Here is a 25,464-nt window from a genome sequence, read left to right as displayed (position 1 = left end):
CTCATCCCAGTTGCGCCAAGGCCTGGCGGAAGGCCGGCGGCAGGTTGTTGCCGAAGCGGACCTTACCGTCCGCCTGGGTGAAGATGCCCATGTTCGCCAGCCACTGTTCAAATTCCGGGGCCGGTTTCAGGCCCAGCGTCTGGCGCGCGTAGAGCGCGTCGTGGAACGAGGTGGTCTGGTAGTTGAGCATGATGTCGTCGGAGCCGGGGATGCCCATGATGAAGTTGATCCCCGCCACGCCGAGCAGGGTCAGCAGGGTGTCCATGTCGTCCTGATCGGCTTCGGCGTGGTTGGTGTAGCAGATGTCGCAACCCATCGGCACGCCGAGCAACTTGCCGCAGAAATGGTCTTCGAGACCGGCGCGGATGATCTGTTTGCCGTTGTAGAGGTATTCCGGGCCGATAAATCCTACGACGGTGTTCACCAAAAACGGCTTGAAATGTCGCGCCACGGCGTAGGCTCTTGTCTCGCAGGTCTGTTGATCGACGCCGTGGTGGGCGTTTGCCGACAAGGCGCTGCCTTGTCCTGTTTCGAAATACATCAGGTTTTGCCCGAGGGTGCCGCGGTTCAGGCTTAATCCGGCGTCGTAGCCTTCCTGCAACACATTCAGGTTGATGCCGAAGCTGGCATTGGCCGCCTCGGTGCCGGCGATCGACTGGAATACCAGATCCAACGGCACGCCACGGTTGATCGCCTCGATGGAGGTCGTGACGTGGGTCAGCACGCAGGCCTGGGTCGGGATGTCGTAGCGCTGGATGATCGCGTCGAGCATTTCCAGCATCGCGCAGATCGAGGCGATGCTGTCGGTGGCCGGGTTGATGCCGATCATCGCGTCGCCGTTGCCGTACAGCAGGCCATCGAGAATGCTCGCGGCGATGCCGGAGGGCTCATCGGTGGGGTGATTCGGTTGCAGGCGGGTCGACAGGCGCCCGCGTAAACCGAGTGTGCCGCGAAACTTTGTGACCACGCTGATCTTCTGCGCCACCAGCACCAGATCCTGCACGCGCATGATCTTCGACACGGCGGCGACCATTTCCGGGGTCAGGCCGGGGGCAAGGGCGCGCAGACTTGTTTCGTCAGCGGCGTCGCTGAGCAGCCAGTCGCGAAAACCGCCGACGGTGAGGTGGCTGACCACGGCGAAGGCCGGTTTGTCATGCGTGTCGATGATCAGCCGGGTGACTTCGTCGGCTTCGTAGGGAATCAGTGCTTCCTGTAGGAAATGTGTCAGCGGAATGTCGGCCAGTGCCATTTGCGCGGCCACGCGTTCGCCGTCGTTGAGTGCGGCAACACCCGCGAGAAAGTCCCCGGAACGCGCCGGGCTGGCCTTGGCCATGACGTCCTTGAGGCTGTCGAAGCGGTAGGTCTGGGCGCCGACCGTGTGAGCGAAACTCGCCATACAGAATTCTCCGTGACGGCGCAGGCATGCCCTGCGCCGTGGTTTTCGGCAGTCAGTGCAGGGCTTTTTCAGCGTTCTGAATCGCCGCGAATTCTTCTTCCGGCGTACCTGCTACCAAGTGATGTCGACTGTAGAAAGCAAAGTAAGCAATTAACACTCCATAGATGATAGCGGCGCCGATCACGACCCGTGGGTCGACTAGGAACCCCGCGATGACGGCGATGCAAGCCAGCACCAGCGCCACGCCGGAGGTGAAAATGCCGCCAGGCGTGCGGTACGGCCGATCCATTTTGGGGCGGCGGATGCGCAGCGTGATGTGCGCCGCCATCATCAGTACGTAGGAAATGGTCGCGCCGAACACCGCTACCAGAATCAGCAGGTCGCCCTGGCCGGTCAGCGACAGACCAAAACCGATGATCCCTGGAATGATCAGCGCCAGCACTGGCGCCTTGCTTTTGTTGGTCTGGGAGAGTTTTCGTGGCAGATAGCCTGCGCGCGACAAGGCGAAAATCTGCCGCGAGTAGGCATAGATGATCGAGAAGAAACTGGCGATCAACCCGGCCAGGCCCACGAGATTGACGAAACCGCCCATCCAGGTCGAGCCGCCATAGGCTTTGCTCAGCGCTTCAACCAGCGGGTTCCCCGACGTCAGCAGCGAATTGGCACCCGCACCACCAGGCCCGACGATCAGGATCAGCAGGGCAAAGGCGAGCAGCACCAGCATGGCGCCGATGAGCCCGCGTGGCAGGTCACGTTTCGGGTTTTTGGTTTCTTCGGCGGCCAGTGGCACGCCCTCAACGGCGAGGAAAAACCAGATTGCGTAGGGAATCGCCGCCCAGACGCCGACATAGCCGAACGGCAGGAAAGGGCTGGCGCCGGCAGCGCTGGTCACCGGAATGTCGAGCAGGTTGGCGACGTCGAAGTGCGGCACCATCGCCACCAGAAACACGCCGAGCGCCAGCGCGGCGACGGCAGTGATGACGAACATCAGCTTCAATGCTTCGCCGACCCCGAAGATGTGGATGGCGATAAAAATGATGTAGAACGCCAGATAAATCATCCAGCCGCCGATGCCGAACAGCGACTCGCAATAGGCGCCGATGAACACGGCAATTGCGGCGGGTGCGATGGCGTATTCGATGAGGATCGCGGTACCGGTCAGGAAGCCGCCCCACGGGCCGAACGCGCTGCGGGCAAAGCCGTAGCCGCCACCGGCGGTGGGAATCATCGAGGACAGTTCGGCCAGGGAAAAACACATGCACAGATACATGGTGGCCATCAGCAGCGTCGCGAGGAACATCCCGCCCCAACCGCCCTGCGCCAAGCCGAAGTTCCAGCCTGCATAGTCGCCTGAGATCACATACGCGACGCCAAGCCCCACCAGCAGAACCCAGCCGGCGGCGCCTTTTTTCAATTCGCGTTGTTGGAAGTAGTCCGAGCCGACTTTTTCAAAGTCGACGGATGAGCCGGTCGCCGGAGCGCCAGCGGGGGATTCGATAGGCATAGGGTTCACCATTTTTATTGTTTTATTGGCCAACTTGCAGAGCCAGGGACCATTGGGTTGAATCGCACATCGCTTTCGCGAGCAGGCTCTCTCCCACACTGGATGTGTGTCGGGTTGAGCATTGCGGGGCACGCAATTCCCTGTGAGAGCGAGTCTGCTCGCGAAAGCGGTCGAAAGGGCGAGCCAGGAATACCTGCCTCGCCCTGATGCTTTAGAAGAAGCCCAGCGGATTGATGTCGTAGCTCACCAGCAGGTTCTTGGTCTGCTGATAGTGATCAAGCATCATTTTGTGGGTTTCACGACCAACGCCGGACTTTTTGTAGCCGCCGAACGCGGCATGCGCCGGGTACAGGTGATAGCAGTTGGTCCAGACGCGACCGGCCTTGATCGCCCGGCCCATGCGGTAGGCGCGGTTGATGTCGCGGGTCCACAGGCCGGCGCCGAGGCCGAACTCGGTGTCGTTGGCGATGGCCAGGGCTTCGGCTTCGTCCTTGAACGTGGTGATGCTCACCACCGGGCCGAAGATTTCTTCCTGGAACACGCGCATCTTGTTGGTGCCTTTGAGCAAGGTCGGCTGGATGTAATAGCCGGTCGACAGATTGCCCTCGAGTTTTTCCACTTTGCCGCCGGTCAGCAGTTCCGCGCCTTCGCCCTTGGCGATTTCCAGGTAGGACAGGATCTTGTCGAATTGCTGCTCGGACGCCTGGGCGCCAACCATGGTGTCGGTGTCCAACGGATCGCCACGTTTGATTTGCAGGACTTTCTTCATCACGACGGCCATGAACTCGTCGTAGATCGATTCCTGAACCAGTGCGCGAGACGGGCAGGTGCAGACTTCGCCCTGGTTGAAGAACGCCAGCACCAGACCTTCGGCAGCCTTTTCGATGAAGGTCGGCTCGGCCTGCATGATGTCTTCGAAGAAGATGTTCGGCGATTTGCCGCCCAGTTCCACGGTGGATGGAATGATGTTTTCGGCCGCGCATTTCATGATGTGCGAGCCAACCGGCGTCGAGCCGGTAAAGGCAATCTTGGCGATGCGTTTGCTGGTCGCCAGCGCTTCGCCGGCTTCTTTGCCGAAGCCTTGCACGACGTTCAGCACGCCCGGCGGCAGCAGGTCGCCGATCAGTTCGACCAGCACGGAAATACCCAGCGGAGTCTGCTCGGCAGGCTTGAGCACCACGCAGTTACCCGCCGCCAGCGCAGGCGCGAGTTTCCACGCGGCCATCAGGATCGGGAAGTTCCACGGGATGATCTGGCCGACCACACCCAGTGGTTCATGGATGTGATAAGCCACGGTGTTGCCGTCGATTTCGGCTGCGCTGCCCTCTTGGGCGCGGATGCAACCGGCGTAGTAGCGGAAGTGGTCGGCAGCCAGCGGGATATCGGCGTTAAGGGTTTCGCGGATGGCTTTGCCGTTGTCCCAGGTTTCGGTGATCGCCAGCAGTTCGAGGTTCTGTTCGATACGGTCGGCGATTTTCAGCAGGACCAGCGAACGCGCCTGCACCGAGGTTGCACCCCAAGCATCAGCGGCGGCGTGGGCGGCATCCAGTGCCTTGTCGATGTCTTCGGCAGTGGAGCGAGGGAATTCGGCAATCGGTTGGCCATTGACTGGCGAAGTGTTGGTGAAGTACTGACCTTTGACAGGCGCGACGAACTCGCCGCCGATGTAGTTACCGTACTTGCTCTTGAACGAGACTTTGGCGCCTTCAGTACCGGGGTGAGCGTAACGCATGATGATGTTCTCCTTGGCTTTGTACTTATTAGAGAAACGCGCAAGTGCGCTTGCTATAAGCGTAGAGCAAGGGTCGGGCCACTGCCGTGCAGGTCAGGTAAATCAAGGCCTTGCGCGGTTTTTGTCGGACGGACGGATTACCACTGTGACGGTTTCGGTACAGATGGAGTGACAGTTTGTACCGCTTTTGGCACAGCCAGTGACCGGGCAGTCTTGCCAGCATTGCAAACGCTGGTTGGCTGGAGGATGCTGGGCGTCACCTCAGCATTGGGCCGTCGAGCTACGGGGAGAACAATAAGAAATGCACAACAATCATTTGAGTCGCCATGCCCAACAGGTGCTCACCGTTACCCAGGGCAAACCACACCTGCACGGGCCCGGAGCCGATCCTTCGATAGCCCGCTCGTGGTTGCGCTGTGTTGAGGACTATCACCTCGACCCAGCGCTGAGCATGGCGCCTACCGTGCTCGAACATGGCCGCGTTCTTGAAAGCCGCGAGCGCCTGCAACAGGTGTTGCAGATTGCCGGCAATGAGATGAGCAGCCTGCATCAGCAGCTCTCCGGAGCGGGACACGCGGTGCTGTTGACCGATGCCCGTGGGGTGATCCTCAACTGCGTTACCGCGCCGGCCGAACGCAAGATTTTCGAGCGTGCCGGCCTCTGGCTCGGCGCCGACTGGAGCGAAGCCTGTGAAGGCACCAATGGCATTGGCACTTGCCTGGTCGAACGCCAGGCGCTGACCATTCATCAGGATGAACATTTCCGCGGGCGCCACACCGGCCTGACCTGCTCGGCGAGCCCGGTGTTCGATCCGCACGGCGAATTGCTGGCGGTGCTTGATGTGTCCTCGGCACGTCACGACGTCTCGCGGCAGAGCCAGTTCCACACCATGGCGCTGGTCAATCTGTCGGCGAAGATGATCGAGAGCTGCTACTTCCTGCGCTGTTTCGATAATCAATGGTTGCTGCGCTTTCATTTACAGGCCGAGTCCGTCGGGCTGTTCAGCGAGGGGCTGTTGGCGTTTGATGGAGAAGGGCGGATCAGTGCAGTCAACCAGAGTGCGCTGAACCTGCTTGGGCACATCCGCGGTGGATTGCTCGGTAAATCCGTCGAGGCGTTTTTCGATTGTTCGCTGGATGAATTGCTCGGTCGTGCGAGTGCCAATGCCAGCGCCAGTTGGCCGTTACGCACCCGCGACGGGCGAAATCTGTTTGCGGTGTTGCGCGGCGAGTCGCGCAAAACGATGCCGATCATGCCCGCGCCGGTTGTGGCGCAGGCTCCGCGTCTGTCGGGGATTTGTCTCGGTGACGCGGCGTTGCAGGCCGATTTTCGCAAAGCCCTGCGGGTTTTCGAGCGTGATGTGCCGCTGTTGATCAATGGTGAAACGGGGTCCGGCAAAGAGGCTTTCGCCAAGGCAGTGCATCAGGCCAGTCAGCGCGCGAGCAAAGCCTTCATTGCCCTCAATTGCGCGGCGATTCCTGAAAGCCTGATCGAAAGTGAGCTGTTCGGCTATCGCGGAGGCAGTTTTACCGGCGCGCGCAAGGACGGCATGCGCGGCAAACTTCAGCAGGCCGATGGCGGCACATTGTTCCTTGATGAAATCGGCGACATGCCGTTGGCCTTGCAGACCCGTCTCTTGCGAGTGCTTGAGGACCGGCAAGTGGTGCCGATCGGCGGCGAGCCGGAAGCGGTCAACGTGCGGATCATCAGTGCGACTCACCGCAATCTTCTGGAACGAGTCGAAAACGGCAGTTTTCGCGAGGATCTGTATTACCGGCTCAACGGCCTGGAAGTGGCGTTGCCGGCGTTGCGTGAGCGCAGTGATAAATCGCAGCTACTGGATTTTCTGCTGGCCGAAGAGGCGGGCGGGGACGTGTTGGTGATTGATGAGCCGGCGCGTCAGGCGTTGCTGGCGTTCAACTGGCCGGGGAATGTGCGGCAGTTGCGCAATGTGCTGCGTACGTTGGCGGCGTTGTGTGATGAGGGAAGGATCGGGCTGGAGGATTTGCCGGCGATGATTCGGCAGGTGCGGCCGGCGGTAGAGTTGGAGGTAATGCAATCCGATCATCCGCTGGAGGATGCCGAGCGGTTGGCGTTGCTGAATGCCCTGGAACAGCAACGCTGGCATATGACGCAGACGGCGCAGCAGCTTGGGGTCAGTCGCAATACCCTCTATAGAAAGCTGCGTAAACACGGGATTGCCCGCTAAACCGCGCCGCACCGTTCGCGAGCAGGCTCGCTCCCACAGGGTTAGCGCCAACCTTGTGGGAGCGAGCCTGCTCGCGAAGGCGTCGGCAAAGGCGAAACACAAGGTGCGATTTCCCCCTCCCTACGCTAACCTGCGGCCATGTTTTACGAGGTCGACTATGCACATTCATATTCTGGGTATCTGCGGGACTTTCATGGGCTCGATGGCGGTTCTGGCCAAAGAGCTGGGCCATCACGTGACCGGCTCCGACGCCAACGTCTATCCGCCGATGAGCACGCAGCTCGAGGCCCAAGGCATTCAGCTGACGCAGGGCTACGATCCGGCTCAGCTCGATCCGGCACCGGATCTGGTGGTGATCGGTAACGCCATGTCGCGCGGCAATCCGGCGGTGGAATATGTGCTGAACAAAGGCCTGCCGTACGTCTCTGGCCCGCAGTGGCTGGCTGATCACGTGCTGCAAGGTCGCTGGGTGCTGGCCGTTGCCGGCACCCACGGCAAAACCACCACCAGCAGCATGCTCGCCTGGGTGCTGGAGCACGCCGGCATGAGCCCGGGTTTCCTGATCGGTGGCGTGCCGCAGAACTTCTCGGTGTCCGCCCGTCTGGGCGGTACGCCGTTTTTCGTGATCGAGGCCGACGAGTACGACAGCGCTTTCTTCGACAAGCGTTCGAAGTTCGTGCACTACCGCCCGCGCACCGCGATCCTCAATAATCTTGAGTTCGATCACGCGGACATCTTCCCCGATCTGCCGGCCATCGAACGGCAATTCCACCATTTGGTGCGAACCATCCCGAGCGAAGGCCTGGTGATCCATCCGACCACCGAGCCTGCCTTGCAGCGGGTAATCGAGATGGGCTGCTGGACCCCGGTGCAAACCACCGGTGCTGGCGGTCAGTGGCAGGTCAAATTGCTCAGCGAAGACGGCTCGGCCTTTGAGGTGATGTTCGAAGGTGTGTCCCAAGGCACGGTCGAGTGGGAATTGACTGGCCAGCACAACGTCGCCAACGCCCTTGCTGCGCTGGCGGCTGCGCGTCATGTGGGGGTGGTGCCGTCGATGGGCATCGCCGGGTTGAGCGCGTTCAAGAACGTCAAACGCCGGATGGAAAAAGTCGCGGAAGTGCGCGGCATCACCATCTACGACGACTTCGCCCATCACCCGACGGCGATCGCCACCACGCTTGATGGTCTGCGCAAGCGCATCGGTGATGCACCGTTGATCGCGATCATCGAACCACGCTCCAACTCGATGAAACTCGGCGCGCACCGTGACGGTTTGCCGGACAGCGTGAACGATGCCGATCAGGTGATCTGGTACGCCCCGGCCAACCTTGGCTGGGATCTGGCCGCCACCGCTGCGCTGTGCAAGGTGCCGTCGATTGTCAGCGATACGCTGGAAGGCATCATCGAGCGCGTGAAAAGCCAGGCTCAGCCCGGTACTCACGTGGTGATCATGAGCAACGGCGGCTTCGGCGGCCTGCACGGCAAACTCGCCGAGGCGCTGCAATGAACACTTTTTCGCAGAACGGCGGCCCGGAGCGCATCACGCTCGCGATGACCGGTGCATCGGGCGCGCAGTACGGTTTGCGCCTGCTCGATTGTCTGGTGCGGGAAGATCGCGAGGTGCACTTCCTGATCTCCAAAGCCGCGCAACTGGTGATGGCCACCGAAACCGACGTCTCGCTACCGCCCAAGCCGCAGATGATGCAGGCGTTCCTGACCGAATACACCGGGGCCGCCGCCGGGCAGATCCGCGTGTACGGCAAGGAAGACTGGATGTCGCCGGTGGCCTCGGGCTCTGGCGCGCCAGCGGCGATGGTGGTCGTGCCGTGCTCGACCGGGACGCTGTCGGCCATCGCGACGGGTGCCTGCAACAACCTGATCGAACGCGCAGCCGACGTCACCTTGAAGGAACGTCGCCAGTTGATTCTGGTGCCGCGCGAGGCGCCGTATTCAAGCATTCATCTGGAGCATATGCTCAAGCTGTCGAACATGGGCGTGACGATTCTGCCGGCCTCACCCGGTTTCTATCATCAGCCGCAGACCATCGATGACCTGATCGATTTCGTCGTCGCGCGGATTCTCAATCTGCTGGGCATCCCGCAGGACATGCTGCCGCGTTGGGGTGAGCATCATTTGAGCAGCGATGAATAAGCTGCTGGTGATTGCGCTGGCGCTGCAACTGGCCGGGTGCGCCACTGTGCGCACGCTGGACGCGGCCAAACCGGGGGCGCCGGTGGTGTATTCCGGGACGCGGCTGGATTTGTATGCGTTGAATGGCGGGTGTTGTGCGATGGACCGATTCGGTGCCGAGGCGCCGAGTTATCCGGGGGTGGACCTGCCGGCAAGTGCTTTGCTGGATACGCTGCTGTTGCCGTTGTCGCTACTGACCGTGATCGGCGTGGGGTTTCAGGCGACTGGCGGGTTGTAAAGATCAAAAGATCGCAGCCTTCGGCAGCTCCTTGGGTGAAATGAAGATCCATGTAGGAGCTGCCGAAGGCTGCGATCTTTTGATCCCGGAAGTGCTGGGCACTCCATCGCCAGCCTGCTGGCGATAGCGATTTCAGATTATTTGCCCAGTTTCCTCAGTTCATCTGATTCGATCACCCGAACCCCATCCTGCTCCTCCAGCGCCAGCCGCCACATTGCCCGGGCCAGTTGGCACGCTTCGATTCCCCGGTATTTACCCGGAATCAACTTCGAAAACGGCGCAGCGAGCTGTTCGCCCAAGCGGGGCTCTAATCGTTCACCAAGCAACAGCGACGGCCGGCAAATGGTCAGTTGCGGCCAGTCTTGCGCGCGCAGTGCCTGCTCCATTTCACCTTTGACCCGGTTGTAGAAAACCGACGATTTTGGATCGGCGCCGATGGCGCTGATCACGATCAGATGCCGCGCACCCATCTCCCGCGCGCGCTTGGCAAACGCCACCACCATGTCCAGATCGACTGCGCGAAACGCCGCTTCGGAGCCGGCCTGCTTGATGGTGGTGCCGAGGCAGCAATAGGCGATGTCGACACGACCGCTGAGCTGCGGCAGAAAGGCCTGTGGGTCGCCGACCGGGTTTTCCAGGTGCGGATGCTCGGCCAGTGGCCGACGGGAGGGGGCGAGGACGCGAGAAATCGTTGGCTCGTTGAGCAAACGGTCGAGTAGATGTTCTCCGGTCAAACCGGTGGCTCCGGCAAGCAATACGTGCTGAGGCGTCAAGTACATAGTGTCTCTCCCTTGATACTGTTCAGCTTAGTTGCTCTTTATCGCTCCGTCGTTCAACGCAGCACTTTGCAACGCTTTTCGCGCTTGCTGTTTACGCAGTTGCTGCCAGTGCGACAGCACGGTTTTCGGTGCCCAGATCTGCGGCTCCGAGGCTTCGAAATTGTCTGCCAGTTCACGCTCGGCGACGGTGGCCCTGGCCAGTTTGAAGGCTTGCTCCAGATCGTCGGTCTGGTTCAATGCCTGGGCGAACAGCGCATCGCCGAAGTAGGTGAAGTTGGCTTCTTCGGAGCAACCGAAGGACACACGATCAGCGCGCGAGGCGGTCATGATCAGCGTGCGTTCGTCTTTGAGCGCCGGGATGAAACCGCCGGAATAACACGCGGAAATCACGATGATCTTGTCGCGGTTTTTCAGCGGCGCGAGCACGGCAGCGAGTTCGTCGGCGGGCAGGTCGGCCAGTTCCATGCGCGGCTGGTCGAGCACCAGTTCGTGTTCGGCGGTGCCGTGGCTGGTCAGATAGATGAACAGCAAATCTTCCGGGCCGCTGCGTTCGGCCAGGGTCAGTGCGGCGCGGCGCAGGTTCTCGCGAGTGGCCATCGGCCGGTCGCCGAGGTGGTCGCGGTGGTTGACCAGGCGAATCTGGCCATGCGCGCCGAAACGTGTGTTGAGCATGTTGGCGACGTAGTCGGATTCGCGCAGGAACACGCTCTGCTTGCCGTCGCCGCCGAGGGTCAGGGTGTACAACTCGATCGCAGGCGTGGAGGGCGGAATCGCCGCCAATGCCTCATCAAGCAAACGGCCCTGAGCGAGCAGGCCGAGTTCAAGGGTGTCGGGCAGCAATTTGCCGTCGGCATCACGCACACGCTGACCATTGATCCAGGTGCCGCTCATCACGCTGCCATCAGTCAGCACCAGCGTGCCGCGCCCCGAGTAACTGTCGTTGTCGAATCCGCCGATATAAAAGCTGCCATCGGACAGGTTCAAGCGACCCTGACCGCTGAAGCGCCAGTCGCTGAACGAGCCGATGTAATGGCTACCGTCGGCACCGATCAATTCGCCCTTGCCGGTCAGAGCGCCTTCCTTGAACTGGCCCAGCCAGACATCGCCGTCGGCGTTTTCGTAGCGGCCCTTGCCGTGCAGTTGGTTGTTCTTGAAGCCGCCGACATAGATGTCGCCGTCAGCGCTGTTGAACGTACCGTTGCCTTCAAGCTGACCGTTGACGAAATGGCCGGTGAACGAGTTGCCGCTGGAATCACCGCGCTGGCCTTCGCCATTGGGTTTGCCGTGGGCGAACTGGCCTTGATAAGAGCTGCCGTCATCCATTTCGAGACGGCCGAGCCCGGAATATTGATCAGCCTTGAATTCGCCACGGTAGGTCATGGCGTTTTCTTTCAACGTGCCTTCGCCGTCACGCCGGCCCTGTTTGAAGCCGCCGGTGTAACTGCTGGCATTGGTGGTCAGGCTGCCCTGACCGTCGAACAACCCCTGCTGGAACTGGCCGCGATAGATCTCGCCATTACTGCCATGCCATTCGCCCTGCCCATGCCACTGCCCCTTGTCGAACTGCCCGGCGTACCAGCTGCCGTTGGGATAGTCGACACGTCCCTGACCTTGCAACAAGCCATCGACCAACTCGCCGCGATAGCGTCCGCCGTCCGGCAGGCGCGCATCCGGGGGCAACAGCGATTCGCCGTCGCCGCAAGCGGCTAGCAACAGGGTCAAGGCAAGGGGTGCAAGACGAGCGAGTGAGCGCATAGCGGGATCCGGGCAATTAGGCGACCGAGTATGCCGCAGCTATGTGACCTTATACAGCCGCTCAGGGGAAGCAGATGCGAAACAGCGTGCGCCGCTTCGCATCCCGGCGCTTAAACGAAGCAGAGCGACAGCGGTTCGGCGATGTAGGCCGGTTTGTCCGAGCCTTCTATCTCAAGTGTCGCGGTGGCTTTGAGCAGCCACTGGCCAGGTTTCTTCTCGGTCACTTCAACCATGTCGACCTTGAGTCGGACTTTCGAATTGACCTTCACGGGCTGGATGAAACGCACACTGTCCAGGCCATAGTTGACGACCATCTTCACGCCTTCGGGCAGGATCAGGATGTCTTCCATCAGTTTGGGCATTAGTGACAACGACAGGAAACCGTGGGCAATGGTGCTGCCAAAAGGCGTTTGCGCGGCTTTGACTGGGTCGACGTGAATGAACTGAAAATCACCGGTGGCTTCGGCGAACAGGTTGATGCGTTCCTGATCGATGGTGAGCCATTCGGAACGTCCGAGTTCCTTGCCGACATAATCTTTGAGCTCTGCAACTGGAACATAGGGCATTGAGACTCTCCTTGGGTTCATCTGTTTTATAGTTTTTCAGGTGGGGGATTTGACCGCCCTGCGAACCACTGTAGATCATCATGGCAATTTGCTCAGGTCAACCGACCATGCTTTTGGCGAATGCCGATCCATAGCGCGGGCATGCTTATAATGCCGGGCGCTTTTTGTCGGAGATGTCAGATGTTGTTACGTGGCCTGACCTTGCTGGTGCTGTTCCAATTGCTCGGCACGGCACTCAATCATTTGCTCTTGCCGGTGCTGCCGGGGCCGATCATCGGTCTGCTGCTGTTGCTGGTATTCCTGATTATTCGTGGTGAAGTCGGCGAGCCGTTGAATCTGGCGGCCGGCAGCCTGCTTCGTTATTTGCCGTTATTGCTGGTGCCGCCGGCGGTCGGCGTGATGGTTTATGCCACGGCCATTGCCGCCGATTTCTGGGCGATTGTCGGTGCGCTGGTGGTGTCGCTGATTCTCTCGATGGCCTTCGCCGGTGTGCTGATGCAACGCCTGGCCAAGCGCCACGCGCCGCCGTCGGAGGAGTCCTGATGCTCTTTGATTGGCACGGCGCCTGGGCGTCGGTGATTCACCATCCGCTGTTCGGCATCGGCATCACCCTTGGTGCCTATCAGCTGGTGCTGGCGGCGTTCGAGAAAACGCGCTGGATCTTTTTGCAGCCGGTGCTGGTCTCCATGCTGTTGGTGATCGGTGTACTGGTCGGCTGCGGCCTGACGTACGCCGAGTACCGCAAGAGCACCGAGATCCTCAGCATTCTGCTCGGCCCGGCGACGGTAGCGCTGGCGGTGCCGCTGTATCTCAATCTGCGGCGCATTCGCCAATTGTTCTGGCCGATTTTTACTACGCTAGTGATAGGCGGCGTGGTCGCCACGGGCATGGGCGTCTTGCTGGGGTGGTGGTTCGGCGCTGATCACATGATCCTGATGACCATGGCGCCGAAGTCGGTGACCTCGCCGATTGCGATGCTGGTGGCCGAGCAGATCGGTGGTGTGGCGGCGCTGGCGGCGGTGTTCGTGCTGATCACCGGGGTCATCGGTGCGATCTTCGGCCCGGCGCTGTTGACCCGCCTCGGCGTGCACAGCCCCGAAGCACGCGGCATGGCGCTGGGCATGACCGCGCATGCCGTCGGTACGGCGGTGGCGATGCAGGAAAGTGAAGAGACCGGCGCCTTCGCGGCGTTGGCAATGAGTCTGATGGGCGTGGCCACGGCGGTGTTCCTGCCGTTGGCGGTGTCGATGGTGGTGTAAGGAAATGTCTATGAGTCTGGCGCTTTTCCCGTTGAACACGGTGCTGTTTCCCGGCTGCAACCTCGACTTGCAGATCTTCGAGGCGCGCTACCTGGACATGATTGGCCGCTGCATGAAACAGGGCGGCGGCTTCGGCGTGGTATGCATTCTTCAGGGCAGCGAAGTCGGCGCCGCGCCGGAAGGTTTCGCTTTGGTCGGCTGTGAAGCGCGGATCACCGATTTCCAGCAGCAGGACAACGGCTTGCTGGGCATTCGCGTGCAAGGCGGGCGGCGTTTCCATGTGTTGCGCACCGAAGTGCAGCGCGACCAGTTGATCCTCGCCGACGTCGAGTGGCTGGACGATGAACCCGAGCAACCCTTGCAGGACGAAGACGCCGATCTGGTGGCGCTGCTCAAGGCGCTGGCCGAGCACCCGATGGTCGAGGCGTTGAACATGGGCACCGAGGCGCACGGCCAGCAGTCATTGGCCAATCAACTGGCCTACCTGCTGCCGTTCGCCGAAGAAGACAAGATTGATCTGCTGCAACTCGATGATCCGCAGCAGCGACTGGATGCTATCCAGGCGCTGCTCGATGAACTGCAAGGTGAGTTGTTCGCGTGATGGTCGTTTTTATTTGCCCGGGACGCGCGGCAACCTGATCGATTCAAGGTCGATGCTGAGGTCTTCGGCAGCGATGCGGTAACCCGGCGGGTTGTCGACGCTCCAGTAATCGTGCGTGGCGTTGTACAACACATCCGCGCCGACAGCCTTGTCGGTGAAGATATTGCGAACCCTGACCACCCCCGCCAGTTGCTGGCGATTGCGGTGTACCCCGAGGTCTTCACTTAACGCTTTGACGCTGCTGTAGGCCTGCGCATTGACTTCGTGCAGTTGGAGGATTTCGAACACAAGGTTGATTTCATAGACATTGCCGCTGGAGGTGACTACATGAACCGACTCGACCGGAACATCAGGGGATTCGATGTTGGGTAACGTGATGATGACGGTTCCCACATGCAGAGTCGTGCCCTCCAGGCGTATCTCGTTGCCGGTGATCGTTTCCTTCATGTTTGCGGTGTGAATCGTCCAGCTCGAGGCATTCGCGGTTTTCGCCTCGGCACCTGGTGTTGCCAGGCTGATAATCGCGTTGCTGGCAGGGAAGACTTCGTACTCGGCACTCTGACCTTGCAGTGCGTAAATGCCTTGAGGTGTGTCTGCCTTGATCTCGATCCTGGCGTTGTGCGCCGGGAGCAAGCTCTGCTCGGTGATCCGTGGCGCGTCGAAGAAATAATGCCCATGGCGCAGTTTCAGGCAGTCGCGAGCATTTTTTCCCTGCAGGCCTGCGCGTTTTACGTCCTGCGCATACTCCAGTCTTGGCGCAACCAACCGGCAGGATTTGCCATCACGGAAGACCAGCACGACCTCATTGGCCATGTGCAAGCCATTGGTGAGAATGCCACCGCCGCTATTGAATGTGGCTGCGTGTCGCTCGCTGATGACACCGACGAAGTTGATCACCCGGTTGGGAATGAACAGGCTCAGGGTGACGTTGCTGTAAATGAGTGACGAATAGCCAGACACCCCATGGCGGACATCAATGTTGTAGTTGATGTGCGTGTCGCCCACGTCTGCATGGTTACAGTCGAGATAAACGGTGGTAGCCGTCTTCTGGGCAGCAGTTGCGTCGAAGACGATCTTGCCATTGCCCCGAGGTACGAAATATTGCCTGGGGCTGGTGTTGGCGATCTGCACTTTTCCGCCATTGAGGATGCCCAGGGCGGGTGGTTGCCGGCCCGCTACAGTCAGCGCCACCTGCACGTCATGGTCGTCGGCGTCATTGAGCGAGGCGGGCAGGACCGGGAGCAGTTCATAACCGTCGCGGGTCTTGAACAGCAGTTGCTGATGGTTGATCAAGCGTTGGCTGGCCAGTTCCCGGTAAACGTTTTCGACGGTCAGGACGTGCTCGGGCAGCTCGCCATCTTCGCCGCGCAAGGAACGCACCACCAGTGACGCGCCGATGACCTGCCAGCGCTGAATGGTCGCCAGCGGCCAGTCGAGTTCGATCAGACTCGACTGCCCGGCATCCTCGATAATGGTTACCTCCGCGCTGCTGGCGGTGATGAAGTAACGATCCCTGCCGGCGCCGCCGTTCACGCGGCAGTGCGTACCACGGATGACGATGGTGTCGTCGCCTGCGGCGGCGTCCACGGTATCCATGCCGTTGGCGCTAATCCGATTGGCAACGTCACTGCCGGTAACCCGACTCGCGCCTGCGGTCAATGTCGAGACGTTCTCGATGCCAGTAGTCTGGGCAACCTTGATCAAGGTGTCGGTCGCCCCGGCGCCGCGCAAGCTGACTTCGCCGCTGTGCAGATTGACGTCGTAACCTTGCTGACGGGTATCCGTGGCAGGACGCCTGCCGGTGAAGGACAGCAGATCGGAACCGTCGCCACCGTCAAGATGGCTGATGGCTACCGGTGGTAATTCCCGATCCAGTTCGGCGTGGGTCACCTCGTAGTGGAGTTCGTCGTCCTTGTCACCGCCGACGAGCGTCTTCGGGTCACCTCGGTATATGAAGAAGTTGGACTTTGTTTTGACCCCGGTGATCCGGTCATGGCCATCGCCCAGGCGCCACAGGATGCCTTTGTCGTCACCCCGCGTACCGGTGACCAAGCCGTCGAGATTCTGCGGCAAGCCATCGCGGGCTTCGATGACATCGACGGTTTCCAGCACAAGCGGCTCATGAGCGATGGTAAAGGGTTGTTCACCTGCGGCCGGATCCCATTGATGCTTCCAGTGTTTCACCGGTTGCAGGGTGACGTTGAAACTGCCGTTGACCACGTGTTCGACGTAGTTACTGTACGCACCTTCAAGCAGCTCCTTGGCGGAGCGCTCGATCTGTCGGCCGTGATCACTCAGTGCCTTGGCAACCTTGTAGCGATCCAGCACGTCCTGATCCAGTTCCTGGCGAGTGAATGCGAACCAGCCCGAGCGTAACCGCTCATGCGCACTCAGTTCGATGTAGTCGTCAATATCGTCAACGATCCGCGCCGCGCGATAAATTTCCGCACCGAGTACCAGCACCGCCGCGGCCACAACTCCCGCTGGGCCTGCGATGTTGCCGAAACCGGCCAGCGCTGCCAGGCCGAGGGCGATGCTGACGCCTGCGCCAGCCACACTCATCGCGCCGCTGACGTAGTGATCCTGCGCTTCCTTGCCCTGGGTCGCCGCCGCAGCGTTGAAGGATTTCACCGCGCCGATGATGTCGAAGGGCAGGGTGATGGCGCTGGCGAATAACCCGGCACCGCGTCCCAGCACTTTGCCTGCCGATGTGGTCGAGAAACGCTGGAAAATCACCCCGTTGCTCTTGAGCATCGCTTCGCCGGTCTTGCTCAGGCCGCGCTTGATGATCAGTGAGCCGAGTTCAGTGCCAATGGCTCCGGCGTTGAACGCGGCTTCGCCCCAGTCACCGGTCTTGATCGCGTCCGCGACACCGGCCATCCCGCTGTAAATGCCATAGGCCTGCAGGCCGACACCTGCGCCGCTGAGTACCGAGCTTTTGGCTTTACTGACCCAAGGGGGGAGATGGTCATAGGCATCGACACGCTGAATATCGATTTTCTGCGCGGCATTGACCAGTCTGCCGAAGCGCTCCATCGGGCTGCCAGGCGCCAGTGGCTCTGCGGCGCTGAACACTGGCGGCGCACCGATGGAGCGTTTGCACGCCAGTTCGAAGAAGAAGCTGGCAGTGGTGTTGTCCGCCTGCGCGACAGATTTGATCCGGGCCTCGACGGTGTCCGGGTTGAAGCCCAGTGCGTCGAGAAACGCCTGGTCGGGTGTCTTGAGGTTTGTGTTGTCTGCGCTGATCGCATGACCGGCGATTGTGGCGCCCATGGACTGAAGCTCGACACGGGTGATGGCGAACTCACCGATGCGCAAGGCGCCCAAGCGTTTGTCGAGCGATCTGAGTGTGCGCGAAGAGGGTTTTTCGGCGCCATCGGCTGGCGATTCATGAATGCCCGGCGGCGTTGCGCTCTGGCCCGTCGCAGGCGTTTGCAGATCGGCCGGCGCGTGGATCGGTGTGACGTGAATGACCGGCTCAGGTGTTATTGGCCTGGCAGCGTCTATGGGGGTTGGCACAATTCAATCCTTTGAATGGTTGCTGTTAAGTGGCGGCTAAGTGCCGACGTGTTGCAATCGGTAAACTCCCTGTTACGGCCAAAACAATGTCTTCGACGCATGCGACCTGGTTGCCCGGTGCGCGGGTTTTTGGGCGCATGAAATCCTTGTCGATCATTTAATTGTTTGAAACGGAAAGTCTGTCCGCAGGCACATGAAGTGATGTCGAGATGTTATTGAACGACATTGATTGTTCATGATGCTTTTGAGCGATAACTCAGGAAGTTCGCGCACCAATCTAATTGAATAGTGAAATTGTGAAAGTGCCGAAGTTGAATTTGCCCTATTGATATGTAACGCGGTTTTTATACGCAAGTTCGGGCGCTGCCATTCGCCGTCAGATGCGTGGATGAACAGTCGCCGACGGGCAGACAACAACGCTCTCCGGGGCTGGCCGGGAGAGCGAAGTATGATGTTGAGACGAAATTATGCCCGATGACGCCGAAGGGCCCGGCGCCGTCAGTAGGCGTATCGCACCAGGGTATGGGGCAGATGGCGCAAAGCAAAAAAGCTGAACAACGCCACCAGCGCCGGCAGAACCAGCCACCAGACTTTGAACGGCATGGCGTTCAACGGGGTTTTGCGCTGACTCAACCACAACGCCGCCGCGCACACGCAAGACGCCAGCATGGCGCCGGCCAGTATGTCGGTCGGCCAATGCGCGCCCAGATACACCCGCGACAGGGCAATCGACAGCGCGGGTATGCAGGCGATCAGCAGCCAGGTCAGGCGCAGACGTGGCGGTTGCCCGCGCCCGGCCAGCACGCCGAGGGTCAGGAACAGCGCGAATGCGCCCGATGAATGGCCGCTGGGCATGCTGAAGCTGGTAATAGGGTCGGTCAGCACTTCCGGGCGTACACGGGCGAAAAACTGTTTGGTCGCGGTGTTCGCCAGTGCGGTGAAGAGCAGGGTGCCGCCAGCGAAAATGGCGTGGCGCCACTGTCGGCACAGCAGCAACAGGCCAATCAGCAGGGCGCTGAACATCAGCATGTTGCGGAACTCGCCGATCAAGGTGAAGGTGACCGCGATTTCATCCAGCACCGGTTGGCGATGTTCCTGCACCAGTGTCATCACACCCTGATCGAGTGACGTCAGGTACGGAAAGCCGATGAACAGGCCGATCAGAATCAACAGGCTCATGCTGCTGATCCAGACCGTTGCGCGGCGATGGCGGCGCAGGCTGCTGTTGACACTGAGGCCGACCATCGCCGCGATGCTGCCGGCGACGATCCCCGCTTCCAGCCAGAAACCTTCGGGCAGTGGCAGACGAAATGCCGCGCCCGTGGCCCAGCCCGGCAGCAGATAGGCCAGTGTCCAGCCGGCCGAGGCCAGCAGGCTGACGGCGGCGAAGCGGGGGAAGGGCATATCGCACATGCCAGCGACCATCGGGAGCATCGGTCGCAGCGGCCCGATGAAGCGCCCGACCAACAGACTGGCAATGCCATAACGTTGGAAATAGCTTTCGGCGCCGCTCATCCACTCAGGATGATGGCGCAACCCCGGCAATCTGCGGATGTTCTGGTGGAAATGCCGACCGACGAAGTACGAGATTACATCGCCGAGAATGCCGCCAAGAAAACCCAGCAACAGGGTTTCGCTCAACGACAGTGCGCCGCTGCCGGCCAGCACCGCGACGGCAAACAGCAACACCGTGCCGGGCACGATTAAACCGGCAATTGCCAGGCATTCGACAAAAGCCACAATGAACACCGCGACGGCCAGCCACTGTGGGTTGGCCGCCAGCCACCCGGTCACGCTATCGAGCCATGGGCCCATACCAAAAACTCCATTTCATTGATTGCCCCCTGTAGGAGCTGCCGCAGGCTGCGATCTTTTGATCTTCAAAGCGAAAGATCGCAACCTGCTGCAGCGCCTACAGGGGTTTTTATTTACAGCAGGAAATAGTCCCGGCCTTCGACCTGACCCCGGCGCAGCGGGTTCCGCGTACACCATTGCGCATAGGCGGCGTCGACGAAGCGGTACATCAGGTGTTCGTCACGGCCAGGGGGAATACCCAAACGCGTAGTCTGAATGATCTGCGCGGGCGCCGGTCCGGTATCCTCTACCAGCAACAGTTCATGATCAAAACGCTTGGCGTCCCACATCGGCACCTTCAAACCCAGCGCCTTGCACAATAATGTCTGCCCGGCGCAGAGCTTCTGCGATGGCCGCGGCCGACCTTGCGCATCAGGGTTGTTCAACAGCATCTGCGCCAGACTCGCCGGGCCGCTGATTTCATCGACCCACGGATAAGCCGATTTGATCAGTACGGCATTGCCCGGCCCCTGCGCGCTGAAGTTCAGCGAATCGCCGCCACGTGCGTAATACATATAGATGTGGCCACCATCCAGAAACAAAGCCTTACGCTTTTCTGTGTAGCCGAGTGACGCATGGCTGCCTTTTTCCGCGCAGTAATAGGCTTCGGTTTCGATGATTCGCGCACTCAGCCACAGATCGCCGACCCGATGGCGGATGACTTTGCCGAGCAGATCCCGCGCCAGTGTTTGTGCGTCACGGTCGAAAAAACTGTCCGCAAGCCCTTGTGGCAGGCGTTCGGCTTGGCTGGCAACGGTCAGGTTGGACATGGCAGGCAACGTTTATCCGGGCTGAAGAGGTCGCGATGATAACAATTTGAGTCTTAATCACCGCTGAACGTTGGCAATTTGTAGTCCATTTCGACCATCCGCCCGTCACCGCTGTTAGTCCCGGGACGCGACAGCTATAATCTGCCGCTTTCCTCTTTGCCAAGACCCCAGCAGACCATGACTGAGTCCGTTCTTGACTATATGACCCGATTGGGTCGCGCCGCCCGCGAAGCTTCCCGGGTCATCGGCCGTGCCAGCACCGCGCAGAAAAACCGCGCCTTGCAGGCTGCGGCCAATGCACTGGATGCGGCTCGCGCCGAGCTTGCGGCAGCCAATGAACAGGATCTGGCCGCCGGTCGCGCCAGTGGTCTGGAACCGGCATTGCTGGAACGTCTGGAACTGACCCCGGCGCGCATCGACGGCATGATCGTCGGCCTGCGTCAGGTGGCTGCGCTGCCGGATCCGGTCGGCGCGATCCGTGACATGAGTTTTCGCCCGTCGGGAATTCAGGTCGGCAAGATGCGCGTGCCGCTGGGTGTGATCGGGATCATCTACGAATCCCGGCCCAACGTGACCATCGATGCCGCCAGCCTGTGCCTGAAGTCCGGCAACGCGACTATCCTGCGTGGTGGCTCCGAGGCGATTCATTCCAATCGTGCGATTGCTGCGTGTATCCAGCGCGGTCTGGCCGAGGCCGAACTGCCCGCCGCCGTCGTGCAAGTGGTCGAAACCACTGACCGCGCCGCGGTTGGCGCGATGATCACCATGCCCGAGTACGTCGATGTGATCGTACCGCGCGGTGGTCGTGGCCTGATCGAGCGCATCAGCCGCGATGCCCGCGTGCCGGTGATCAAGCATCTGGACGGCATCTGCCACGTTTACGTCAGTGCCCACGCCGATCTGCCCAAAGCCCAGCGCATCGCGTTCAATGCCAAGACTTACCGTTATGGCATCTGCGGGGCGATGGAGACTTTGCTGGTCGATCAGACAATTGCCAAGGATTTCCTGCCGTCGATGGCGGCGCAGTTCCGCGATAAAGGCGTCGAGTTGCGTGGCTGCGAGCGCACCCGGGCGATCATCGACGCCGTGGCGGCCAGTGAAGACGACTGGAACACCGAGTATCTGGCGCCGATCCTGTCGATCCGCGTCGTTGATGGTCTGGACCAGGCGATCGAACACATCAACCATTACGGATCGCACCACACCGACTCGATCGTCAGCGAAAACCTCGCTGACACCCGGCGGTTTGTGGCTGAAGTCGACTCGGCGTCGGTGATGATCAACACCCCGACCTGCTTCGCCGATGGATTTGAATACGGATTGGGTGCCGAGATCGGCATTTCTACTGATAAGCTGCACGCCCGCGGCCCGGTGGGCCTCGAAGGACTGACCTGCGAGAAGTACATCGTGGTCGGTGATGGCCAGTTGCGCGGCCAGGCGACGGTCTGACTTGACCGACCTCGACCTGACAACGCCGCCGCCCGGCAACGAACCCCGCCCTCTGCGCATTGGCGTACTGGGTGGCACGTTCGATCCGGTGCACATCGGCCATTTGCGCGGTGGGCTGGAAGTCGCCGAAGCGCTGGGGCTGGATGAGTTGCGTTTGATGCCGAGCGCGCGCCCGCCGCATCGCGGCACGCCGCAGGTGTCGGCGCAGGACCGGTTGGCGATGGTCGAGTGCGCGGTGGCCGGAGTGCCGCCGCTGGTGGTGGATGCCTGCGAATTGCAGCGGGACAAACCGTCCTACACCATTGATACCCTGGAGTTGATGCGTGCCGGAATGGCCGCCGAGACCCAGGTTTTTCTGCTTTTGGGCTGGGACGCATTTTGCGGCCTGCCCACTTGGCATCGCTGGGAAGAGTTGCTCCAGCATTGCCACATCCTGGTGCTACAGCGCCCGGACGCCGACAGCGAACCGCCGGATGCCTTGCGCAACCTGCTGGCAGCGCGTTCGGTGAGCGACCCGCTGGCCCTGAAAGGGCCGAGCGGACAGATTGCATTCGTCTGGCAGACACCGCTCGCGGTCTCTGCCACCCAGATCCGTCAACTGCTGGCCAGCGGTAAGTCGGTACGTTTCCTGGTGCCCGACGCGGTCCTGGCCTACATCGATGCGCACGGTCTATACCGTGCGTCGAACTGAACAAGGCGTGCTTAACTGATACGAATCCACGTGTCGCCAAGCCGCCGAATATATGAGCAAAACGAGTTTTATATGACTGACAAAGATCTACCTAAAGTAAAACGTAAAGGCACATTCAAAAGCGCGCCGTTGCCGGAAGTGGCCAACACCAACGAGCCGCTCAAAGGCGACGAACTGGTCAAGCTTGCTGTTGCCGCTCTTGAAGACGTCAAGGCGCAAGACATCCAGATCATCGATGTTCGCGACAAGCAGAGCATCACTGACTACATGATCATCGCCACCGGTACTTCCAATCGCCAGATCAACGCGATGCTGGACAAGGTTCGCGAAGAAGTCAAAAAGCAGGGCGCCAAGCCGCTGGGCGAAGAAGGCAAGGGCGACAGCGACTGGGTGCTGCTCGACCTCGACCTGGTGATCGTGCACATGATGACCGCCTCGGCGCGTCAGTTCTACGACCTGGAGCGCCTGTGGGCCGGTGCCGAGCAAAGCCGTGCGGCAGACGCCAAGCACCACAGCCCGGAAAACACACACGAGCATTTCACCAAGCTCAACAAAGACCAGCTGTAAGGGATTGCTGTGCGACTGCGACTGATCGCCGTCGGTTCACGCATGCCCAAGTGGGTGGAAGAAGGCTGGCATGAATATGCCAAGCGTCTTCCGTCCGAGCTGGCGCTGGAACTGGTGGAAATACCGCTCAATACCCGTGGCAAGAATGCCGACGTGGCCCGTTTCATCCGCCAGGAAGGCGAAGCCATGCTGGCCAAGGTCGGGCCGAACGAGCGGGTTGTCACGCTGGAAGTCCACGGCAAACCCTGGAGCACCGAGCAGCTTGCGGTCGAACTCGACCGTTGGCGGCTGGATTCGCGCACGGTCAACTTCATGGTTGGCGGCCCCGAGGGGCTGGCGCCGGAAGTCTGTGCCCGCGCTGATCAGCGCTGGTCGTTGTCGCCGCTGACCTTGCCGCATCCGCTGGTGCGGATCCTCATCGGCGAACAGCTGTACCGTGCCTGGACCGTGCTGTCCGGTCACCCTTACCACAAGTAATCCTGCCCTCATGTCTCAGCCGATCCGCATCAAGGACCACGAAAAGGACGCACGCCTGGTGCGTAGCCGCGTCGTGTTCGGGGCCGTTGCCGTCGTGCTGTTGATCTGCGTGTTGATTGCGCGGCTGTATTACTTGCAGGTGATCCAGTACGAGTACCACTCGACGCTTTCGGAAAACAACCGTGTTCACGTGCAGCCGATTCCGCCGACCCGTGGGCTGATTTTCGACCGCAACGGCGTGGTGGTGGCGGACAACCGTCCGAGCTTCAGCCTGAGCATGACCCGCGAGCGCTCCGGCGACTGGCAGCAAGTGCTCGACGTAATCGTCGAAGTGCTGGAACTGACGCCAGAAGACCGGGTGATCTTTGAGAAGCGTATGCGCCAGGGGCGCCGGCCGTTCGAGCCAGTGCCGATCCTGTTCGAACTCAGCGAAGAACAGATCGCCCGCATCGCGGTGAACCAGTTCCGTCTGCCGGGCGTGGAAGTCGTTGCGCAACTGGTCCGTCACTATCCGCAGGGCGCGCATTTTGCGCACTCGGTGGGTTACATGGGGCGGATCAACGAGAAAGAGCTTAAAAGCCTCGATCCGGTCAACTACAGCGGCACCCACCACATCGGCAAGACGGGCATCGAGCGTTTCTACGAGCCTGAACTGCACGGGCAGGTGGGTTACGAAGAAGTCGAGACCAACGCTCGCGGCCGCGTTCTGCGCGTGCTCAAGCGTACCGATCCGATTCCCGGCAAGGACATCGTCCTGAGTCTGGATATCAAATTGCAGGAAGCCGCCGAAGCCGCACTGGGTGGTCGTCGTGGCGCGGTGGTTGCACTCGACCCGAAAACCGGCGAAGTGCTGGCGATGGTCAGTCAGCCGAGCTTCGACCCGAACCTGTTCGTCACCGGCATCAGCTTCAAGGCGTACGCCGAGTTGCGCGATTCCATCGACCGGCCGCTGTTCAACCGCGTACTGCGCGGTCTGTATCCGCCGGGTTCGACGATCAAGCCAGCCGTGGCGATCGCCGGCCTCGATTCGGGTGTGGTGACCGCGTCGAGCCGGGTGTTCGACCCGGGCTACTACATGCTGCCCAACTACGATCACAAATACCGTAACTGGAACCGCACGGGTGACGGCTTCGTCGACCTCGACATGGCGATCATGCGCTCCAATGACACCTACTTCTATGACCTGGCCCACAAGCTCGGTATTGATCGGTTGTCGACTTACATGAACAAGTTCGGCATTGGTCGGAAGGTTTCGCTGGACATGTTCGAAGAGTCACCCGGCCTGATGCCTTCCCGCGAGTGGAAGCGCGCGACCCGTAAACAGGCGTGGTTCCCGGGCGAAACGCTGATTCTGGGGATCGGCCAGGGCTACATGCAATCGACCCCGCTGCAGTTGGCTCAGGCCACGGCACTGGTGGCGAACAAAGGCGTGTGGAACCGGCCGCACCTGGCCAAATCCCTCGATGGGGTACAGCCGGTGGACGAAAATCCGATACCGGACATTATCCTGCGCGATCCGTCCGACTGGGCCAAGGTCAACCACGGCATGCAGCAAGTGATGCACGGCGCCCGGGGCACCGCGCGCAAAGCGGCCATTGGCGCGCAATACCGTATCGCCGGCAAGTCGGGTACGGCCCAGGTCGTGGCGATCAAGCAGGGCGAGAAATACGACCGCTCCAAGGTTCAGGAACGCCATCGTGACCACGCCTTGTTCGTCGGTTTCGCTCCGGCCGATGACCCGAAAATTGTTGTTTCGGTAATGGTCGAGAACGGTGAGTCCGGTTCCGGCGTCGCCGCGCCCGTGGTACGTCAGATCATGGACGCCTGGCTTCTGGGTCAGGACGGACGTTTGAAGGCCGAATACGCCAGCCCAATCAGTGCGGAGGCTACGGCCCGTGATGAATAACT

At 60.7% G+C, this 25,464-nt stretch carries 21 protein-coding genes; 12 read left to right on the top strand and 9 right to left on the bottom strand.

The features are described from left to right. Position 1: 1 nt before the first annotated feature. The 3 genes from IEQ42_RS16450 to exaC form a co-directional block, all read right to left on the bottom strand. Complete coding sequence (locus IEQ42_RS16450) at positions 2 to 1,396, bottom strand: ethanolamine ammonia-lyase subunit EutB (RefSeq protein WP_210704188.1); 1,395 nt, start codon at positions 1,394 to 1,396, stop codon at positions 2 to 4. A gap of 52 nt (positions 1,397 to 1,448) precedes the next feature. After that, positions 1,449 to 2,900, bottom strand: a complete 1,452-nt coding sequence (eat, locus tag IEQ42_RS16445; protein ID WP_042561270.1) for an ethanolamine permease — start codon at positions 2,898 to 2,900, stop codon at positions 1,449 to 1,451. A 211-nt stretch (positions 2,901 to 3,111) separates the two neighbouring features. Next, a complete protein-coding gene (exaC, locus tag IEQ42_RS16440; RefSeq protein WP_042561269.1) occupies positions 3,112 to 4,632 on the bottom strand; it encodes an acetaldehyde dehydrogenase ExaC in 1,521 nt (506 codons plus the stop codon). A gap of 301 nt (positions 4,633 to 4,933) precedes the next feature. On the opposite strand from exaC, the gene IEQ42_RS16435 reads away from it, so the two are divergent. From IEQ42_RS16435 to IEQ42_RS16420, 4 genes are all read left to right on the top strand, one after another. After that, a complete protein-coding gene (locus tag IEQ42_RS16435) occupies positions 4,934 to 6,841 on the top strand; it encodes a sigma-54-dependent Fis family transcriptional regulator (RefSeq protein ID WP_210704187.1) in 1,908 nt (635 codons plus the stop codon). 157 nt (positions 6,842 to 6,998) lie between these two features. After that, the gene (gene mpl / locus IEQ42_RS16430) at positions 6,999 to 8,348 is read left to right on the top strand and encodes a UDP-N-acetylmuramate:L-alanyl-gamma-D-glutamyl-meso-diaminopimelate ligase (RefSeq protein WP_042561268.1); all 1,350 of its coding nucleotides are present in this window, start codon (positions 6,999 to 7,001) and stop codon (positions 8,346 to 8,348) included. Continuing rightward, positions 8,345 to 8,992, top strand: a complete 648-nt coding sequence (ubiX, locus tag IEQ42_RS16425; protein WP_150595227.1) for a flavin prenyltransferase UbiX — start codon at positions 8,345 to 8,347, stop codon at positions 8,990 to 8,992. Before mpl ends, ubiX begins: the two co-directional genes overlap by 4 nt. Next, on the top strand, positions 8,985 to 9,269 hold the full coding sequence (locus IEQ42_RS16420) for a YceK/YidQ family lipoprotein (protein WP_210704186.1): 285 nt from the start codon (positions 8,985 to 8,987) through the stop codon (positions 9,267 to 9,269). Before ubiX ends, IEQ42_RS16420 begins: the two co-directional genes overlap by 8 nt. A gap of 137 nt (positions 9,270 to 9,406) precedes the next feature. Here IEQ42_RS16420 and IEQ42_RS16415 read toward each other — a convergent pair whose 3' ends face one another. The 3 genes from IEQ42_RS16415 to IEQ42_RS16405 form a co-directional block, all read right to left on the bottom strand. Next, positions 9,407 to 10,048 (bottom strand): oxidoreductase, encoded by a 642-nt coding sequence (locus tag IEQ42_RS16415; RefSeq protein ID WP_210704185.1) that lies wholly within the window; start codon positions 10,046 to 10,048, stop codon positions 9,407 to 9,409. 27 nt (positions 10,049 to 10,075) lie between these two features. Next, positions 10,076 to 11,803 carry a C13 family peptidase gene (locus IEQ42_RS16410; RefSeq protein WP_210704184.1) on the bottom strand — a complete coding sequence of 576 codons (1,728 nt, stop codon included), beginning with the start codon at positions 11,801 to 11,803 and terminating at the stop codon, positions 10,076 to 10,078. 110 nt (positions 11,804 to 11,913) lie between these two features. Further along, positions 11,914 to 12,369, bottom strand: coding sequence for a MaoC family dehydratase (locus tag IEQ42_RS16405; RefSeq protein WP_042561263.1), 456 nt, complete (start codon positions 12,367 to 12,369; stop codon positions 11,914 to 11,916). Between the two features lie 180 nt (positions 12,370 to 12,549). On the opposite strand from IEQ42_RS16405, the gene IEQ42_RS16400 reads away from it, so the two are divergent. Genes IEQ42_RS16400 through IEQ42_RS16390 form a run of 3 tightly spaced genes read left to right on the top strand, consistent with a single transcriptional unit; the run spans position 12,550 to position 14,229 of the window. Next, positions 12,550 to 12,912, top strand: a complete 363-nt coding sequence (locus IEQ42_RS16400; protein WP_210704183.1) for a CidA/LrgA family protein — start codon at positions 12,550 to 12,552, stop codon at positions 12,910 to 12,912. Next, positions 12,912 to 13,628 carry an LrgB family protein gene (locus IEQ42_RS16395; RefSeq protein WP_210704182.1) on the top strand — a complete coding sequence of 239 codons (717 nt, stop codon included), beginning with the start codon at positions 12,912 to 12,914 and terminating at the stop codon, positions 13,626 to 13,628. The genes IEQ42_RS16400 and IEQ42_RS16395 overlap by 1 nt, the downstream gene beginning before the upstream one ends. Before the next feature lie 10 nt (positions 13,629 to 13,638). Next, positions 13,639 to 14,229: an LON peptidase substrate-binding domain-containing protein gene (locus IEQ42_RS16390; protein ID WP_150595233.1), complete on the top strand. Its 591-nt coding sequence runs from the start codon at positions 13,639 to 13,641 to the stop codon at positions 14,227 to 14,229. Positions 14,230 to 14,238: 9 nt separating this feature from the next. Here IEQ42_RS16390 and IEQ42_RS16385 read toward each other — a convergent pair whose 3' ends face one another. The 3 genes from IEQ42_RS16385 to IEQ42_RS16375 form a co-directional block, all read right to left on the bottom strand. Next, entirely contained in the window at positions 14,239 to 17,748 is a 3,510-nt protein-coding gene (locus tag IEQ42_RS16385) for a calcium-binding protein (RefSeq protein ID WP_338109814.1), read from the bottom strand. Between the two features lie 498 nt (positions 17,749 to 18,246). Beyond that, positions 18,247 to 19,563, bottom strand: a complete 1,317-nt coding sequence (locus IEQ42_RS16380) for a bifunctional DedA family/phosphatase PAP2 family protein (RefSeq protein WP_210704181.1) — start codon at positions 19,561 to 19,563, stop codon at positions 18,247 to 18,249. 113 nt (positions 19,564 to 19,676) lie between these two features. Then, entirely contained in the window at positions 19,677 to 20,372 is a 696-nt protein-coding gene (locus IEQ42_RS16375) for a DNA-3-methyladenine glycosylase (RefSeq protein WP_210704180.1), read from the bottom strand. Between the two features lie 177 nt (positions 20,373 to 20,549). On the opposite strand from IEQ42_RS16375, the gene IEQ42_RS16370 reads away from it, so the two are divergent. The 5 genes from IEQ42_RS16370 to mrdA all read left to right on the top strand — a co-directional run bounded on the left by IEQ42_RS16370 (position 20,550) and on the right by mrdA (position 25,462). Continuing rightward, complete coding sequence (locus IEQ42_RS16370; protein WP_210704179.1) at positions 20,550 to 21,821, top strand: glutamate-5-semialdehyde dehydrogenase; 1,272 nt, start codon at positions 20,550 to 20,552, stop codon at positions 21,819 to 21,821. Further along, positions 21,790 to 22,512: a nicotinate-nucleotide adenylyltransferase gene (gene nadD / locus IEQ42_RS16365; protein ID WP_228731998.1), complete on the top strand. Its 723-nt coding sequence runs from the start codon at positions 21,790 to 21,792 to the stop codon at positions 22,510 to 22,512. Before IEQ42_RS16370 ends, nadD begins: the two co-directional genes overlap by 32 nt. Before the next feature lie 72 nt (positions 22,513 to 22,584). Then, complete coding sequence (gene rsfS, locus IEQ42_RS16360) at positions 22,585 to 23,079, top strand: ribosome silencing factor (protein WP_042561254.1); 495 nt, start codon at positions 22,585 to 22,587, stop codon at positions 23,077 to 23,079. Positions 23,080 to 23,088: 9 nt separating this feature from the next. After that, positions 23,089 to 23,556 carry a 23S rRNA (pseudouridine(1915)-N(3))-methyltransferase RlmH gene (gene rlmH, locus IEQ42_RS16355; protein ID WP_007937439.1) on the top strand — a complete coding sequence of 156 codons (468 nt, stop codon included), beginning with the start codon at positions 23,089 to 23,091 and terminating at the stop codon, positions 23,554 to 23,556. A 10-nt stretch (positions 23,557 to 23,566) separates the two neighbouring features. After that, positions 23,567 to 25,462 (top strand): penicillin-binding protein 2, encoded by a 1,896-nt coding sequence (gene mrdA, locus IEQ42_RS16350; protein WP_210704178.1) that lies wholly within the window; start codon positions 23,567 to 23,569, stop codon positions 25,460 to 25,462. Positions 25,463 to 25,464: the final 2 nt, after the last annotated feature.

Source organism: Pseudomonas iridis (assembly GCF_017980685.1).
Classification (GTDB): domain Bacteria; phylum Pseudomonadota; class Gammaproteobacteria; order Pseudomonadales; family Pseudomonadaceae; genus Aquipseudomonas; species Aquipseudomonas iridis.
Note: the sequence above shows the minus strand (reverse complement) of the source record. Positions and strands in the feature narration are given on the sequence as shown.

Excerpts from the sequence above, each read along its gene's own strand:
- IEQ42_RS16450 (WP_210704188.1), bottom strand. The coding sequence starts at position 1,396 with ATGGCGAGTTTCGCTCACACGGTCGGCGCCCAGACCTACCGCTTCGAC.
- eat (WP_042561270.1), bottom strand. The coding sequence starts at position 2,900 with ATGCCTATCGAATCCCCCGCTGGCGCTCCGGCGACCGGCTCATCCGTC.
- exaC (WP_042561269.1), bottom strand. The coding sequence starts at position 4,632 with ATGCGTTACGCTCACCCCGGTACTGAAGGCGCCAAAGTCTCGTTCAAG.
- IEQ42_RS16435 (WP_210704187.1), top strand. The coding sequence starts at position 4,934 with ATGCACAACAATCATTTGAGTCGCCATGCCCAACAGGTGCTCACCGTT.
- mpl (WP_042561268.1), top strand. The coding sequence starts at position 6,999 with ATGCACATTCATATTCTGGGTATCTGCGGGACTTTCATGGGCTCGATG.
- ubiX (WP_150595227.1), top strand. The coding sequence starts at position 8,345 with ATGAACACTTTTTCGCAGAACGGCGGCCCGGAGCGCATCACGCTCGCG.
- IEQ42_RS16420 (WP_210704186.1), top strand. The coding sequence starts at position 8,985 with ATGAATAAGCTGCTGGTGATTGCGCTGGCGCTGCAACTGGCCGGGTGC.
- IEQ42_RS16415 (WP_210704185.1), bottom strand. The coding sequence starts at position 10,048 with ATGTACTTGACGCCTCAGCACGTATTGCTTGCCGGAGCCACCGGTTTG.
- IEQ42_RS16410 (WP_210704184.1), bottom strand. The coding sequence starts at position 11,803 with ATGCGCTCACTCGCTCGTCTTGCACCCCTTGCCTTGACCCTGTTGCTA.
- IEQ42_RS16405 (WP_042561263.1), bottom strand. The coding sequence starts at position 12,369 with ATGCCCTATGTTCCAGTTGCAGAGCTCAAAGATTATGTCGGCAAGGAA.
- IEQ42_RS16400 (WP_210704183.1), top strand. The coding sequence starts at position 12,550 with ATGTTGTTACGTGGCCTGACCTTGCTGGTGCTGTTCCAATTGCTCGGC.
- IEQ42_RS16395 (WP_210704182.1), top strand. The coding sequence starts at position 12,912 with ATGCTCTTTGATTGGCACGGCGCCTGGGCGTCGGTGATTCACCATCCG.
- IEQ42_RS16390 (WP_150595233.1), top strand. The coding sequence starts at position 13,639 with ATGAGTCTGGCGCTTTTCCCGTTGAACACGGTGCTGTTTCCCGGCTGC.
- IEQ42_RS16380 (WP_210704181.1), bottom strand. The coding sequence starts at position 19,563 with ATGGGCCCATGGCTCGATAGCGTGACCGGGTGGCTGGCGGCCAACCCA.
- IEQ42_RS16375 (WP_210704180.1), bottom strand. The coding sequence starts at position 20,372 with ATGTCCAACCTGACCGTTGCCAGCCAAGCCGAACGCCTGCCACAAGGG.
- IEQ42_RS16370 (WP_210704179.1), top strand. The coding sequence starts at position 20,550 with ATGACTGAGTCCGTTCTTGACTATATGACCCGATTGGGTCGCGCCGCC.
- nadD (WP_228731998.1), top strand. The coding sequence starts at position 21,790 with ATGGCCAGTTGCGCGGCCAGGCGACGGTCTGACTTGACCGACCTCGAC.
- rsfS (WP_042561254.1), top strand. The coding sequence starts at position 22,585 with ATGACTGACAAAGATCTACCTAAAGTAAAACGTAAAGGCACATTCAAA.
- mrdA (WP_210704178.1), top strand. The coding sequence starts at position 23,567 with ATGTCTCAGCCGATCCGCATCAAGGACCACGAAAAGGACGCACGCCTG.